The organism is Bradyrhizobium sp. WSM2793 (genome assembly GCF_000379585.1).
Taxonomy (GTDB): Bacteria; Pseudomonadota; Alphaproteobacteria; order Rhizobiales; family Xanthobacteraceae; genus Bradyrhizobium.
In genome coordinates this window covers 1-12935 of record NZ_KB902799.1, presented here as the reverse complement: position 1 = coordinate 12935, position 12935 = coordinate 1, and the positions used below count along the sequence as shown (strand labels likewise).

General features: G+C 63.4%; 12 protein-coding genes. 8 read left to right on the top strand and 4 right to left on the bottom strand.

Going from position 1 to position 12935, the window contains the following annotated elements:
• Window positions 1-147 precede the first annotated feature (147 nt).
• Together A3AS_RS0128565 and A3AS_RS0128560 are read left to right on the top strand one after the other, a co-directional pair.
• Complete coding sequence (locus A3AS_RS0128565; protein ID WP_018320927.1) at window positions 148-453, top strand: hypothetical protein; 306 nt, start codon at window positions 148-150, stop codon at window positions 451-453.
• Between the two features lie 178 nt (window positions 454-631).
• On the top strand, window positions 632-1810 hold the full coding sequence (locus A3AS_RS0128560) for a DUF2865 domain-containing protein (RefSeq protein ID WP_018320926.1): 1179 nt from the start codon (window positions 632-634) through the stop codon (window positions 1808-1810).
• A 209-nt stretch (window positions 1811-2019) separates the two neighbouring features.
• Here A3AS_RS0128560 and A3AS_RS0128555 read toward each other — a convergent pair whose 3' ends face one another.
• Window positions 2020-2925 (bottom strand): DUF2189 domain-containing protein, encoded by a 906-nt coding sequence (locus A3AS_RS0128555; protein WP_018320925.1) that lies wholly within the window; start codon window positions 2923-2925, stop codon window positions 2020-2022.
• Between the two features lie 511 nt (window positions 2926-3436).
• Between A3AS_RS0128555 and A3AS_RS0128550 the strand changes: the two genes are divergently transcribed.
• The 5 genes from A3AS_RS0128550 to A3AS_RS0128530 all read left to right on the top strand — a co-directional run bounded on the left by A3AS_RS0128550 (window position 3437) and on the right by A3AS_RS0128530 (window position 7968).
• Window positions 3437-4270: a cytochrome c oxidase subunit II gene (locus A3AS_RS0128550; RefSeq protein ID WP_018320924.1), complete on the top strand. Its 834-nt coding sequence runs from the start codon at window positions 3437-3439 to the stop codon at window positions 4268-4270.
• A gap of 79 nt (window positions 4271-4349) precedes the next feature.
• Window positions 4350-6128 carry a cbb3-type cytochrome c oxidase subunit I gene (locus tag A3AS_RS0128545; protein ID WP_018320923.1) on the top strand — a complete coding sequence of 593 codons (1779 nt, stop codon included), beginning with the start codon at window positions 4350-4352 and terminating at the stop codon, window positions 6126-6128.
• On the top strand, window positions 6125-6829 hold the full coding sequence (locus tag A3AS_RS0128540) for a cytochrome c oxidase subunit 3 (RefSeq protein WP_018320922.1): 705 nt from the start codon (window positions 6125-6127) through the stop codon (window positions 6827-6829). The genes A3AS_RS0128545 and A3AS_RS0128540 overlap by 4 nt, the downstream gene beginning before the upstream one ends.
• A 14-nt stretch (window positions 6830-6843) precedes the next feature.
• Window positions 6844-7566 carry a heme-copper oxidase subunit III family protein gene (locus A3AS_RS0128535; protein ID WP_018320921.1) on the top strand — a complete coding sequence of 241 codons (723 nt, stop codon included), beginning with the start codon at window positions 6844-6846 and terminating at the stop codon, window positions 7564-7566.
• A 9-nt stretch (window positions 7567-7575) separates the two neighbouring features.
• Complete coding sequence (locus A3AS_RS0128530; protein ID WP_018320920.1) at window positions 7576-7968, top strand: cytochrome C oxidase subunit IV family protein; 393 nt, start codon at window positions 7576-7578, stop codon at window positions 7966-7968.
• A gap of 23 nt (window positions 7969-7991) precedes the next feature.
• On the opposite strand, the gene A3AS_RS0128525 is transcribed toward A3AS_RS0128530, so the two are convergent.
• The 3 genes from A3AS_RS0128525 to A3AS_RS0128515 are packed head-to-tail and all read right to left on the bottom strand — an operon-like array spanning window position 7992 to window position 11512.
• Entirely contained in the window at window positions 7992-9749 is a 1758-nt protein-coding gene (locus A3AS_RS0128525) for an NAD+ synthase (RefSeq protein ID WP_018320919.1), read from the bottom strand.
• 16 nt (window positions 9750-9765) lie between these two features.
• The gene (locus A3AS_RS0128520) at window positions 9766-10119 is read right to left on the bottom strand and encodes a diacylglycerol kinase (RefSeq protein WP_018320918.1); all 354 of its coding nucleotides are present in this window, start codon (window positions 10117-10119) and stop codon (window positions 9766-9768) included.
• Between the two features lie 4 nt (window positions 10120-10123).
• Window positions 10124-11512: a class II 3-deoxy-7-phosphoheptulonate synthase gene (locus A3AS_RS0128515; RefSeq protein ID WP_018320917.1), complete on the bottom strand. Its 1389-nt coding sequence runs from the start codon at window positions 11510-11512 to the stop codon at window positions 10124-10126.
• Between the two features lie 180 nt (window positions 11513-11692).
• Here A3AS_RS0128515 and A3AS_RS0128510 point away from each other — a divergent pair, with 180 nt between their 5' ends.
• A complete protein-coding gene (locus tag A3AS_RS0128510; protein ID WP_018320916.1) occupies window positions 11693-12589 on the top strand; it encodes an alpha/beta fold hydrolase in 897 nt (298 codons plus the stop codon).
• Window positions 12590-12935 lie beyond the last annotated feature (346 nt).

Here is a 12935-nt window from a genome sequence, read left to right as displayed (position 1 = left end):
CTATGAGGCGGCCCCGCGTCAAGGGAGCCGCGGAAATGCCGTTTTATGTCCGCAAAGCGCGCAGCCCGCCGGGATGGTTCGTGATCCTTAACTATTTGAGCCCATTCTGGAACCAGATTGTTCCCTTTTTTGCCTCCCGGTATTTTCATGCGATCCTTGCTCGCGCTCATTTTCAGCGCCTCGATCCTCGCGGCATCCGGTGCCCGCGCCGAGACCCGCGTCTTCATCATCGCCAACCAGGCTGACGGCTACGGCGTCGATCAGTGCCTGGCCAAGGGCGAGAAATGCGGCGCCTCCGTCGCCCGCACCTACTGCCAGTCACGAGATTTTGCCCAGGCATCAAGCTATCGCCGGGTCGATCCCGACGAAATTACCGGCTCTGTCCCCAAATCCGGCGCAAACTGCTCCCATGGCCATTGCGACGAATATGTCGCGATCACTTGCCAGCGCTGAATTCGCTCGGAGCTGGCGCAGCTTAGGCCCGGTCCATTGGCCCCCAAAACGACGTGACGATGCCGCAGGAAGCGGCTATTGGGAGGGCGCGCTTCGGCGCCCAAATCGCTTCGGCGTCCAAGTCGCCTCAGTCCAAGTCGCTTCAGTCCAAGTCACATTGGGCCATGACCTCGCTAGAATGGCGGATATGCCTGAATTCTTGTCCCTCTCTCGTGCTCGCTTGCTTCTTGCCTGCACCGTGCTCATGAGCACGGCTGTGCTCGTCACCGGCGCCCTCGCGCAGGCCGGTCCGCCCGGACCGCCGCCTCAGCCCGGCCAGAACGGACTTGGGCCCAATCCGATGTGCGTGCGGTTGGAAGGCCAGCTCGCGGCGCTGGACCGCGGCGGCGGTGGTGACCCCGCGCGCGAAGATCAAATCCGCCGCTACCAGGATTCCCAGGCCAAGCAGCAGGCCGAGCTGGACCGCGTCACCATGCAGGCCAAGCGCATGGGCTGCGATTCCTCCGGCTTCTTCTCGCTGTTCAACGGCCAGTCGGCCCAATGCGGACCGGTCAACACCCAGATCCAGCAGATGCGCGCCAATCTGGACCAGATCACCGGCAATCTCGAGCGTTTGCGCGGCGGTGGCTTCAGCGCGGAACGCGACAGTCAGCGCCGCTCGGTGCTGGTTGCGCTGGCGCAGAACAATTGCGGCCCGCAATATGCCAACGCCGTGCAGTCGCAGGGCGGCGGCAACTTCCTCAGCAATCTGTTCGGCGGCAACAACGCGGGCAATCCGCAAGGCGTGCCGCCCTCCGATCTCGGGCCGCAATCCGGCACCTATCGTACCGTGTGCGTGCGCACCTGCGACGGCGCCTATTTCCCGGTCTCGTTTGCGACGGTGCCGGCGCGCTTCCCCGACGACGAGAAGACCTGCAAGGCACTCTGCCCGGCCGCGGAAGCCGTGCTCTACACCCATCGCAATCCCGGCGAAGACATGAACTCCGCGGTCTCGGTCAGTGGCCAGCCCTACACGGCGCTTCCGACCGCTTTCAAATTCCGCAGCGAGTTCAACCCGTCCTGCTCCTGCAAGGCCGCGGGACAGACCTGGGCGGACGCGTTGAAATCGGCCGACGACAAGGCGGCGGCCGAGCAGCAGGGCGACATCATCGTCACCGAGGAGAGCGCCAAGAAGATGCAGCAGCAGCGGCTCAACAAGGGCACGGCTGCGAATGCAAAGAAGGGCGCAGCTCCCGCGCCGACGACGGCGAATGCACCGGCCGCGACGCCGCCGGCAGATACCGCCCCCCCTGCGAGCTCCGAGAACAAGCCGATCCGGTCGGTCGGGCCGACCTTCCTGCCGCAGCAGCAAAAGTAAATCACCTTTTGCTCATGCCCCGCGACCCGGCTACGCCAAGGCTTCGCCGGGGTTTGAGGTCTTGGCTCGCCGAAGCTTCAGCGTAGGCGGCAAGCGGGGCATGACAGTATTCCATGTCGACAGTTGGCGCGCACCGGCAGCGCCGCGGAGTATTGGATCATCCGCTTTCGCGGATGATGCCAACAATCAATGGGGCGCGATCGCCCGTCTCACTCACCCTCGCGGCTCCACGGGAAGAGATTGGCCGGAAAGTCCGCCGCGTAGCGCCTTCCCTTCCTGGGCGGCGGCGGCGCGTCCGGTGGATTCGGATTTGGCTCGACCACCCGCCGATAGAGGTGCCAGGTGGCATGGCCAAGCACCGGCAGAACGACAGCGAGACCGACGAAGAGCGGTAACGAGCCGATCACGAGCAGCACCGCGACGATGACGCCCCATCCGGCCATCGCAACCGGGTTCGCCGCTACTGCTCGGAGCGAGGTGCGGATCGCGTCTATCGCAGTCGCATGCCGGTCGAGCATCAACGGAAACGACACGACGCTGACACACAAAGCCACAACCGCAAACAGGAAGCCGACACCGCAACCGACGATGATGAGCGACCAGCCTTCCGGTGTCGTCAGCACGCGCGTTGCGAAGTCGGGAATGCTTGCGGCCGCCGCATGACCGAAGATTGAGACATAGATTGCGTTCGCGACACCGATCCAGGCCCCGAACAGGACCAGCAGGAGCATGCCGAGTTCGACCATGGCGCCCAACGACGGTGCGCGCAGCACCTTGACCGCATCCCATGCATCGACCTCCTCGCCGCGCTCACGACGCCGGCTGAGTTCGTAGAGACCGATCGCGGCAAACGGTCCAATCAGGGCAAAGCCGGCGGCCAGTGGAAATAGTAGCGGCAGCACCGAATAGCCGAGAACCATCCTGAACAGGACGAGACCGAGAACGGGATAAATCACGCACACGACGATCGCGTGACTCGGCATCGCCTGGAAATCCTCCCAACCCAGGCGCAGGGCCTCGGTCAGATCGGACAGGCTGATCTTGCGAACGGGATAAGAGGCCGCTTCGCCGAATACGTGCCGCCTGATGATGTCGTGGGAGTACAGAGTGGCCATGAACGGACCTCCCGTGCTGAAAATCGCGGTTTCGATAACACGCGCTTTCCAGCCACGCGTGTCCGCCTGATGAGCAGGAAACGCGATGGGTCGAGTACGGCAACCCAGGTTCAACGAACGAGCCTGGCCGGACGGAACCCGTCGCGACCTGCCTCGCAAAGTTTAGCGCTTGCGGCGCAAGGCTGCACTCACGGTTGGGTGAATTGTGCACTAGCACGGATTTGTGCGTCGCATCACCCAGACCCAACCTGCGCCGCCAGCACGGCGATCAACCACGTCGGGGCACCTACATTGCGCTATTGACGCCGGGTTAGGCTGGTATCATTTTAGACGCAGACGCCCTTAGAGTTGATGGTCGCGAATATTCTCTTGATTTCGCGGCCAGTGGAATGGGCGAGGCAAGAGGCCGGCGATGGCATAAGTGCCAACCGAAAAAGGCCAGCCATCGCGACAGACATGAGCTCCGCCCTGGATTCGTATCCGTAGCCTTCGATGGCAAGGATGGATCAGGATGGCTGTCGCACTGATACTGCTTCTGGTCGCGATCGGCTCGGTGCTGTTTCACCTCTACAGCCCATGGTGGTGGACGCCGATCGCCACGAATTGGGCCTATATCGATCACACCATCAACATCACGTTCTGGATCACGGGCTTCGTTTTCGTCGCGGTCATCGCCTTCATGGCCTATTGCGTCTTCCGCTTTCACCACAAGGAGGGAAGACGGGCTGACTACAATCCTGAAAACAAAAAGCTCGAATGGTGGCTGAGCGTGGGAACCGGAATCGGCGTCGCGGCGATGCTCGCCCCTGGCCTCGTGGTCTGGCACCAGTTCGTGACGGTCCCTGCGGATGCCACCGAGGTCGAGGTGATGGGCCAGCAATGGCAATGGAGCTTCCGCCTTCCGGGCAAGGATGGGCGATTGGGCACATCCGATGTCCGCAACATCGCGTCCGAAAATCCGATGGGGCTCAATCGCGATGATCCGCATGCGCAGGACGACGTCGTGATCGAGAACGGCGACCTGCACCTTCAACTGGGAAAGCCGGTCAAGGTTCTGCTCCGCTCGGTTGATGTCCTGCACGATTTCTACGTGCCCGAATTCCGGGCCAAGATGGACATGGTTCCGGGCATGGTGACTTATTTCTGGATCACGCCGATCCGAACCGGAACGTTCGACGTTCTCTGTGCGGAGCTTTGTGGCGCGGCTCACTATCAGATGCGGGCCAAGGTCATCGTCGACGAAGAGCGTGAATATCACGCCTGGCTGGAGCAACAGAAAACGTTTGCAGGATTGCCGCCTGCAAGCACCGTCGTGAAGGCGACATATCAATCCGGCGGCAAGTAGCAAGGCGCCGCCGCGAAGATGGATCGGGTGCGTGAGACCAACTCATCGCCCCCGATGGAAACGACCGAGGAGGTTTTCTATGGTCGATATTCCATATGAAGGGATCGCAGGCACTCCGCCTGCCGAAGTACCTGATGTCGAGCTCTATCATCCGAGGAGCTGGTGGACACGGTATGTCTTCTCGCAGGACGCCAAGGTGATCGCCATTCAGTACTCGCTGACGGCCTCGGCCATCGGGCTGGTGGCCCTGGTGCTCTCGTGGCTGATGCGACTGCAGCTGGGATTCCCCGGCACCTTCTCCTTCATCGATGCCAACCAGTACCTTCAGTTCATCACCATGCACGGCATGATCATGGTGATCTACCTGCTCACCGCATTGTTCCTGGGCGGCTTCGGCAACTACCTGATCCCGCTGATGGTCGGCGCCCGGGACATGGTCTTCCCCTATGTGAACATGCTGAGCTATTGGGTCTACCTGCTCGCAGTCCTCGTGCTGGCCTCGACATTCTTCGTGCCCGGCGGCCCGACCGGCGCCGGCTGGACGCTGTACCCGCCGCAAGCAATCCTCTCCGGAACGCCCGGGCAGGATTGGGGCATCATTCTCATGATGTCGTCCCTGATCCTGTTCATCATCGGCTTCACCATGGGCGGGCTGAATTACGTGGTGACGGTGCTCCAGGCACGCACCCGCGGCATGACGTTGATGCGCCTGCCCCTGACGGTGTGGGGCATTTTCACGGCAACCGTGATGGCGTTGCTGGCATTCCCTGCACTTTTCGTTGCCTCGGTCATGCTGCTGCTCGACCGCCTGCTGGGAACCAGTTTCTTCATGCCCTCCCTCGTCGAGATGGGCCAGCTATCGAAATATGGCGGGGGCAGCCCGCTGCTCTTCCAGCACCTGTTCTGGTTCTTCGGCCACCCCGAGGTCTACATCGTTGCCCTGCCCGCCTTCGGCATCGTTTCCGATCTGATCAGCACCCATGCACGCAAGAACATCTTCGGTTACCGCATGATGGTCTGGGCGATCGTGGCCATCGGCGCGCTCAGCTTCATCGTATGGGCGCACCACATGTATGTGAGCGGCATGTTCCCGCAATTCGGGTACTTCTTCGCCACCACGACGCTCATCATCGCCATCCCCACTGCGATCAAGGTCTACAACTGGGTGCTGACCCTGTGGCGCGGCGACATTCATCTCAGGGTGCCGATGCTGTTCGCCCTCGGCTTCATCATCACCTTCGTGAACGGCGGGCTCACCGGCCTCTTCCTCGGCAACGTCGTCGTCGACGTGCCCCTCTCGGATACCATGTTCGTGGTCGCGCATTTCCACATGGTGATGGGCGTGGCGCCGATCATGGTCGTGCTCGGCGCGATCTATCACTGGTACCCCAAGGTCACGGGGCGAATGTACAATGACGCACTCGGCAAGTTTCACTTCTGGGTCACTTTCCTCGGCGCCTACCTGATCTTCTTCCCCATGCACTATCTTGGACTGCTCGGGGTTCCGCGCCGGTATTTCGAACTTGGAGATACGTCGTTCATCCCGTCCTCGGCCCATTCACTGAACGCCTTCATCTCCGTGGTGGCCTTGACCGTCGGCTTCAGCCAGATGGTGTTCCTGTTCAATCTTGCCTGGAGCCTGTTCAAAGGTGAGGCCTCAGGCGGCAATCCGTGGCGGGCGACGACGCTGGAATGGCAGACGCCGGAGACGCCTCCGGGGCACGGCAACTGGGGCAAGGAGCTCCCGGTCGTGTACCGCTGGGCCTATGATTACAGTGTGCCTGGCGCCGCGGAGGACTTCATTCCGCAGAACCAGCCGCCGCACGCGACGCAGCTCATTCAGGGAGCTGCTTCGTGAGCGCCATCATCCTTTTCCTGGCTGTGCTTGCGGTGATCGCCGGGTGGTGGCTGTCGCAGCAGCGGCTGACGGCGAAGCCCTGGCTGGAGGAAGGCCCGGCTGGTGATTTCCCCGGCGGCGATGCCATGACCTGGCCGGCAGCGAAGGTCGGACTTGGCGTGTTTCTCGCCGTCGCGAGCGCATTGTTCGTCCTCTTCATCAGCGCCTACTCGATGCGCATGGACGTGGCGGACTGGCGGACGCTGCCCGTGCCGCGGCTGCTGTGGTTCAACACGGGCGTCCTGATCCTGAGCAGCGTCGCGCTGCAATGGTCCTACGTGGCCGCGCACCGAGACGACGCTGAAGGCGTCATGATCGGCCTGCTCGCGGGCGGCGCAGCTGCCGTGATCTTCCTCGGCGGACAGCTCCTGGCCTGGCAACAGCTCGGCGCGGCCGGATATTTCGTGGCGTCCAATCCGGCGAACTCCTTCTTCTACCTGTTGACCGCAGTGCACGGGCTGCATCTGACCGGTGGTCTGGTGGCTTTGGGCCGAACCTCGACCAAGATGTGGCGCGGCGCCGGGATCGCCGACATGCGCTTGAGCGTGGAGCTGTGCGCCATCTATTGGCATTTCCTGCTGCTGGTCTGGCTTGTGCTGCTCGGGCTTCTCACGGGCTGGACCGACGATTTCGTCAACATCTGTCGGCGATTGCTGAGCTAGGGAGGCGAGACCAGATGGCAGAGACCGTGCTGACAAATCCGGGCCATTCGACTGCGCGGCTTGAGGGCTGGCGCGGCATCGCCGCCGACTGGGCGTCTGATCAGCGCGCCTTCAAGAACGTGTCCTGGGGCAAGGCCATGATGTGGATCTTCCTCCTCAGCGACACCTTCATCTTCAGTTGCTTCCTGCTCTCCTACATGACGGCGCGCATGTCGACGACCGTGCCCTGGCCGAATCCCAGCGAAGTCTTCGCCCTCAATATCGGCGGCAACCACATCCCCCTGATCCTGATCGCCATCATGACCTTCGTGCTGATCAGCAGCAGCGGAACGATGGCGATGGCCGTCAATTTCGGCTACCGCCGCGATCGCGTGAGAACCGCAGCCTTGATGCTGGTCACGGCGGCGTTCGGCGCAACCTTCGTCGGCATGCAGGCCTTCGAATGGACCAAGCTGATCATGGAGGGTGTCCGGCCCTGGGGCAATCCGTGGGGCGCACCGCAGTTCGGCGCGAGCTTCTTCATGATCACGGGCTTCCACGGCACCCACGTGACGATCGGCGTGATCTTCCTGATCGCCATTGCGCGGAAGGTCTTGCGCGGCGACTTCGACGTCGAGAGGCGTGGCTTCTTCACCAGCCGCAAGGGTTATTACGAGATCGTCGAGATCATGGGCCTGTACTGGCACTTCGTCGATCTCGTGTGGGTGTTCATCTTTGCATTCTTCTATCTTTGGTGAGGTCGGCGCATGACAAACGCGGCGGTACACATGGAAGGACAGCTCCACACTCCGGCGCATGGCGCAGTCGCAACGGCAGCCGTTCACGCCAAGGGTCAACAGCACCCGATCAAGCTCTACTTGGTGGTCTGGGGCTGGTTGTTTGTCCTCAGCACGGGCTCCTACCTCGTCGACTATTTTGGCCTGCATGGCTATCTGAGGTGGTCGCTGATCCTGCTGTTCATGATGTTGAAGGCCGGCCTGATCGTCGCCGTCTTCATGCACATGGCTTGGGAGCGACTGGCCTTGGCCTACGCCATCCTGCTGCCGCCGATCGCGGTGTTGGTATTTGTGTCGATCATGGTGCTCGAATCCGAATACACGCACTTCCTGCGGGTGCTGTTTTTCGCAACCCCGTCGTAGCACCGGCAGGCCAGTCTCTACCCTCACCCCTCGAACGCGTCGATCGACGCCTTGCTGCCGCGCGAGACCAACGTTTCGTCGACGGCGGGCAGCCCCTCCCCCTTGTCGCGAAAGCGGTTGGTGATGGGATAGCGGCGGTCGCGGCCGAAATTCCTGGGCGTCACCTTCACGCCGGGCGCGGCCTGGCGGCGCTTGTATTCGGCGACGTTGAGCAGATGGTCGATCCGGGTGACCGTTTCGCGATCGAAACCGGCGGCGATGATCTGATCCAGCGGCTGCTCGCGCTCGACAAGACGCTCCAGGATGACATCGAGCACCTCATAGGGCGGCAGCGAATCCTGGTCGGTCTGGTTCTCGCGCAGCTCTGCGCTCGGCGGCCGCGTGATGATGTCGGGCGGAATCACCTCGCCCGCCGGCCCGAGCGCACCATCGGGCTTCCAGCCGTTGCGCAGGCTTGCCAGCCGAAACACCTGTGTCTTGTAAATATCCTTGATCGGGTTGAAGCCGCCGTTCATGTCGCCATAGAGCGTGGCGTAGCCGACCGACATTTCCGACTTGTTGCCTGTCGTCACCACCATCAACCCGGTCTTGTTGGAGATCGCCATCAAGAGCGTGCCGCGGCTGCGGGCCTGGAGGTTTTCCTCGGTGATATCGGGCGGCAGATTCTTGAAGAGGCCCGAGAGGATGGTCTCGAAGCCGGTCACGGCCTCCGCGATCGGCAGCACCTCGTAGCGGATGCCGAGATGGCCGGCGAGCTCGCCCGCATCGGCGATCGAGTGTGCTGCGGTGTAGCGATACGGCAGCATCACGCCATGCACCTGATCGGCGCCGAGCGCATCGACCACGATCGCCGCGCAGAGGGCCGAATCGATACCGCCGGAAATGCCGAGCAGCACGCCGGGAAAGTCGTTCTTGGTGACGTAGTCGCGCAGGCCCAGCACGCAGGCGGCGTAATCGGCCTTGTCGCCCTCGGGTTGCTCGGCGACCGGGCCCGTGCAGCGCCAGTCGTCGCCATTTCTCACAAAGCGCAGCGTGACGATGCTCTCCTCGAACGCCGGCAATTGCGCCGCAAGCGAAAGATCGCCGTTGAGCGCGAAGGAGGCGCCGTCGAACACCAGCTCATCCTGGCCGCCGATCTGGTTGAGATAGACCAGCGGCAGGCCGCTCTCGGTGACGCGGGCGACCGCGACCGACAGGCGCACGTCGTTCTTGTCGCGGGCGTAAGGCGAGCCGTTCGGCACCAGGATGATCTCGGCGCCGGTCTCGGCCAGCGTCTCGACCACGTTCTCGTAATCCTGGGACTCTTCCAGCCAGATGTCCTCGCAGATAGGGACGCCGATGCGCACGCCGCGCACGGTCACAGGGCCCGCCGCAGGGCCGCGCGAAAACAGCCGCTTCTCGTCGAACACGCCGTAATTCGGCAGATTGCATTTGAAACGCAGGCCAGCGATGCGCCCGCCGTCGAGCAGCGCGCACGCATTGTAGAGCTTGCCGTCCTCGACCCAGGGCGTGCCGACCAGCATGGCCGGCCCGCCATCGGCGGTCTCGCGGGCCAGTGCCTCGATCGCAGCGCGGCAGGCCGCCTGGAAGGCCGGCTTCTGCACGAGGTCTTCCGGCGGATAGCCGGCGATAAACAATTCCGGAAACAGCACGAGATCGGCGCCGTCGGCGATGGCCCTCGCGCGCGCATCGCGCGCCTTCGCGGCATTGCCCTCGATGTCGCCCAGGGTCGGATTGAGCTGGGCGAGCGTGACCGCGAATGCTTTGAGACGTTCGGTCATGGCCGCCGCGCTCCGATCAGATAAATCCCAGTCGCTCGATGATGGCGATGATCCAGAACGCGCCTGCCATCAGCAGCGCGACGCCGACGGCCGCCGAGCCCATGTCCTTGACCCGCCCGATCTGCTTGTCGTGATCCATCGTCAGCCGGTCGGCCAGCTTTTCGATCGCGGTGTTGAGCAGCTCGACTGTCAGCACGAACGCAACCGAACAGACCAGCTCGACCGCGCGCATCGCGGTCGCGCCGACCAACCAGGCCAGCGGCAGCGACACCAGGAGCGCAAATATCTCCTCGCGGACGGCCTGCTCCGATCGGAACGCAAAGGCCAGACCGTTACGGGAATTGATCGTGGCCTTCCAGATCCGCAGCAAGATCCTAGAGCCCCGCTGCGGCCGGCATCGGCGTGGCCTTGCCGGCGCGTTCCTGCTTGAGGAGCTCAGCGATCAGGAAAGCCATGTCGATGGATTGCTCGGCATTGAGGCGGGGATCGCAGACCGTGTGATAGCGGTCGTTGAGGTCCTCGTCCGTGATGGCGCGGGCGCCGCCGATACACTCGGTGACGTCCTGCCCGGTCATCTCCAGATGCACGCCGCCGGCATGGGTGCCTTCGGCGGCATGGATCGTGAAGAAAGACTTCACCTCCGACAGGACGCGGTCGAACGGGCGCGTCTTGTAGCCCGAGGTCGAGGTGATGGTGTTGCCGTGCATGGGATCGCACGACCAGACCACCACTTTGCCCTCGCGCTTCACGGCGCGGATCATGTTCGGCAGATGCTCGCCGACCTTGTCGGAGCCGAAGCGGCCGATCAGCGTCAGCCGTCCCGGCTCGTTGTCGGGATTGAGCACGTCGATCAGCTTCAAAAGCTCGTCGGACTTGAGCGACGGGCCGCATTTCAGCCCGATCGGATTCTTGATGCCCCGGAAATATTCGATATGGCCGTGATCGAGCTGGCGGGTGCGGTCGCCGATCCAGATCATGTGGCCCGAGGTCGCGTACCAGTCGCCGGTGGTGGAATCGACGCGGGTCATGGCCTGCTCGTAGCCGAGCAGCAGCGCCTCGTGGCTGGTGTAGAAATCGGTGGCGCGCAGCTCGGGATGGCTCTCGAGATCGAGGCCGCAGGCGCGCATGAAGTTGAGCGCGTCGGAGATGCGGTCGGCCAATTCCTTGTAGCGGCGGGACTGCGGCGAATCCTTGAGGAAGCCGAGCATCCACTCATGCACGCTGCCGAGATTGGCGTAGCCGCCGGTCGCAAACGCGCGCAGCAGGTTCAGCGTCGCGGCCGACTGGCGATAGGCCATCAGCTGGCGCTGCGGATCCGGCACGCGCGCTTCCCTGGTGAAGGCGATGTCGTTGACGATGTCGCCGCGATAGCTCGGCAGCTCGACGCCATTGAGCTTCTCGGTCGGCGACGAGCGCGGCTTTGCAAACTGGCCGGCGATGCGGCCGACCTTCACCACCGGCACCGCGCCGGCGTAGGTCAGCACCACCGCCATCTGCAGCAGCACGCGGAAGAAATCGCGGATGTTGTTGGCGCCGTGCTCGGCAAAGCTCTCGGCGCAGTCACCGCCCTGGAGCAGGAAGGCCTCGCCGGCCGCAACGCGGGCCAGCGCCTTCTTCAGGTTGCGCGCCTCGCCCGCGAACACCAGCGGCGGAAAGGTCGCGAGCTGCGCCTCCACGTCGGCCAGGGCCTTGGCGTCGGGATAGTCGGGCACCTGTAGCACCGGCTTGCTGCGCCAGGACTCGGGCGTCCACCGCTCGGACATCGCAATCTCTCCGTGAAGCAAAAAGCACAACCTGATCTAGGGGTTGCGAGGGCCGCCTTATACACAGGCTGGCCCCGCCCCGCCAGTTGTAAATCCAGTCGGCACTGCAAGCCCTTGCGGGGAAAGCCAAATTCGCATTTGCTGGGACGGCGAGGCAAACTGGCAGGATACCTTGCGCCCATGGACGCGGCACTGGACGACGTTTTCATCGACGAGATCAACTTCCCGGCGACCGACGGGTATGCCCTGGCAGGCACCCTGTTCCTGCCGCGCGGCACCAAGCGCCATGCCGTCCTGATCAATTCGGCCACCGCCGTGCCGCGCAAGATTTATCGGGGCTTTGCCTCCTACCTCGCCCATCGCGGCTGCGCGGTCCTCACTTACGATTATCGCGGCATCGGCGATTCCCGGCTGCCGGCGATGGTCGGCTACAACCAGCCGAAATCGCTGGTCGGCTTCAAGGCCTCGATGTCGGATTGGGCCGCGCTCGACGTCACCGCCGCGGTCAGCTGGATGCGGGAGCGCTACAACACCCTGCCGCTGGCCTATGTCGGCCATTCCTTCGGCGGCCAGGCGCTGGGGCTGATCGCCAACAACAGCGAAATCTCGCGCGCCGGGTTCGTGGCCTCGCAGGCCGCGACGTGGCGGCTGATGACATCGCCGGAGAAATACCGCGTATTCGCCTTCATGAACCTCATCGGCGTCCCGCTCACCCACACGCTCGGCTACGCCCCGGGCTGGGCCGGCGTCGGCGAGGATTTGCCCAAGGGCGTCTTCCTGCAATGGGCCGAATGGGTCTCGAGCCCGCGTTATCTCTTCGATTCCAAGCTGCCGGCGCTGGAGAATTTTGCGAAGTTCAAGGGCGAGCTGCGGGCGCTGTGCTTCTCCGACGATCCCTGGGCGACGCGGCCGGCGGTCGAACTGCTCGCGAGCGGGTTCACCGCGATCAAGCCGGAGGTGCTCAACGTCAAGCCGTCCGACGTCGGCGCCAAGACGATCGGCCATTTCGGCTTTTTCCGGCCCGAGCATCGCGACACGCTGTGGCGCGGCGTCGCCGAATGGATTCAGGGGGACTGAGACACAGCTTCGCGTTCTCGCGGCTTTTCTCGCCCGAGCTTTGACCAGTACCTCACCCTCTCATGAAAGAGGGCGCAGGGAAGGCCGGGAGCCGGTTGGCTCCCATCGACCGCCATGCGAAGAGCAGATTGCGTGTGCTTCATGCATAGCGGGTAACAGGGCAACCGGAGCATCCCGGCCTTCCCTGCGCAGTGGCTTTACGGCTTATGTCGTACTCTCCCCGGGGAGCGTTGCACTATTGCCCCCGTCGCCTTGTGGATGACTGATGCGCGTGCCCGGTTGGACCGCCACATCACCGCAAGACTTGGCGCACAGACCCCGGGCGCCAGGACCACACGATTTTGCC

Bases quoted from the DNA above. Each gene is read 5' to 3' on its own strand.
- A3AS_RS0128565 (WP_018320927.1), top strand. From the start codon at position 148: ATGCGATCCTTGCTCGCGCTCATTTTCAGCGCCTCGATCCTCGCGGCA.
- A3AS_RS0128560 (WP_018320926.1), top strand. From the start codon at position 632: ATGGCGGATATGCCTGAATTCTTGTCCCTCTCTCGTGCTCGCTTGCTT.
- A3AS_RS0128555 (WP_018320925.1), bottom strand. From the start codon at position 2,925: ATGGCCACTCTGTACTCCCACGACATCATCAGGCGGCACGTATTCGGC.
- A3AS_RS0128550 (WP_018320924.1), top strand. From the start codon at position 3,437: ATGGCTGTCGCACTGATACTGCTTCTGGTCGCGATCGGCTCGGTGCTG.
- A3AS_RS0128545 (WP_018320923.1), top strand. From the start codon at position 4,350: ATGGTCGATATTCCATATGAAGGGATCGCAGGCACTCCGCCTGCCGAA.
- A3AS_RS0128535 (WP_018320921.1), top strand. From the start codon at position 6,844: ATGGCAGAGACCGTGCTGACAAATCCGGGCCATTCGACTGCGCGGCTT.
- A3AS_RS0128530 (WP_018320920.1), top strand. From the start codon at position 7,576: ATGACAAACGCGGCGGTACACATGGAAGGACAGCTCCACACTCCGGCG.
- A3AS_RS0128525 (WP_018320919.1), bottom strand. From the start codon at position 9,749: ATGACCGAACGTCTCAAAGCATTCGCGGTCACGCTCGCCCAGCTCAAT.
- A3AS_RS0128515 (WP_018320917.1), bottom strand. From the start codon at position 11,512: ATGTCCGAGCGGTGGACGCCCGAGTCCTGGCGCAGCAAGCCGGTGCTA.
- A3AS_RS0128510 (WP_018320916.1), top strand. From the start codon at position 11,693: ATGGACGCGGCACTGGACGACGTTTTCATCGACGAGATCAACTTCCCG.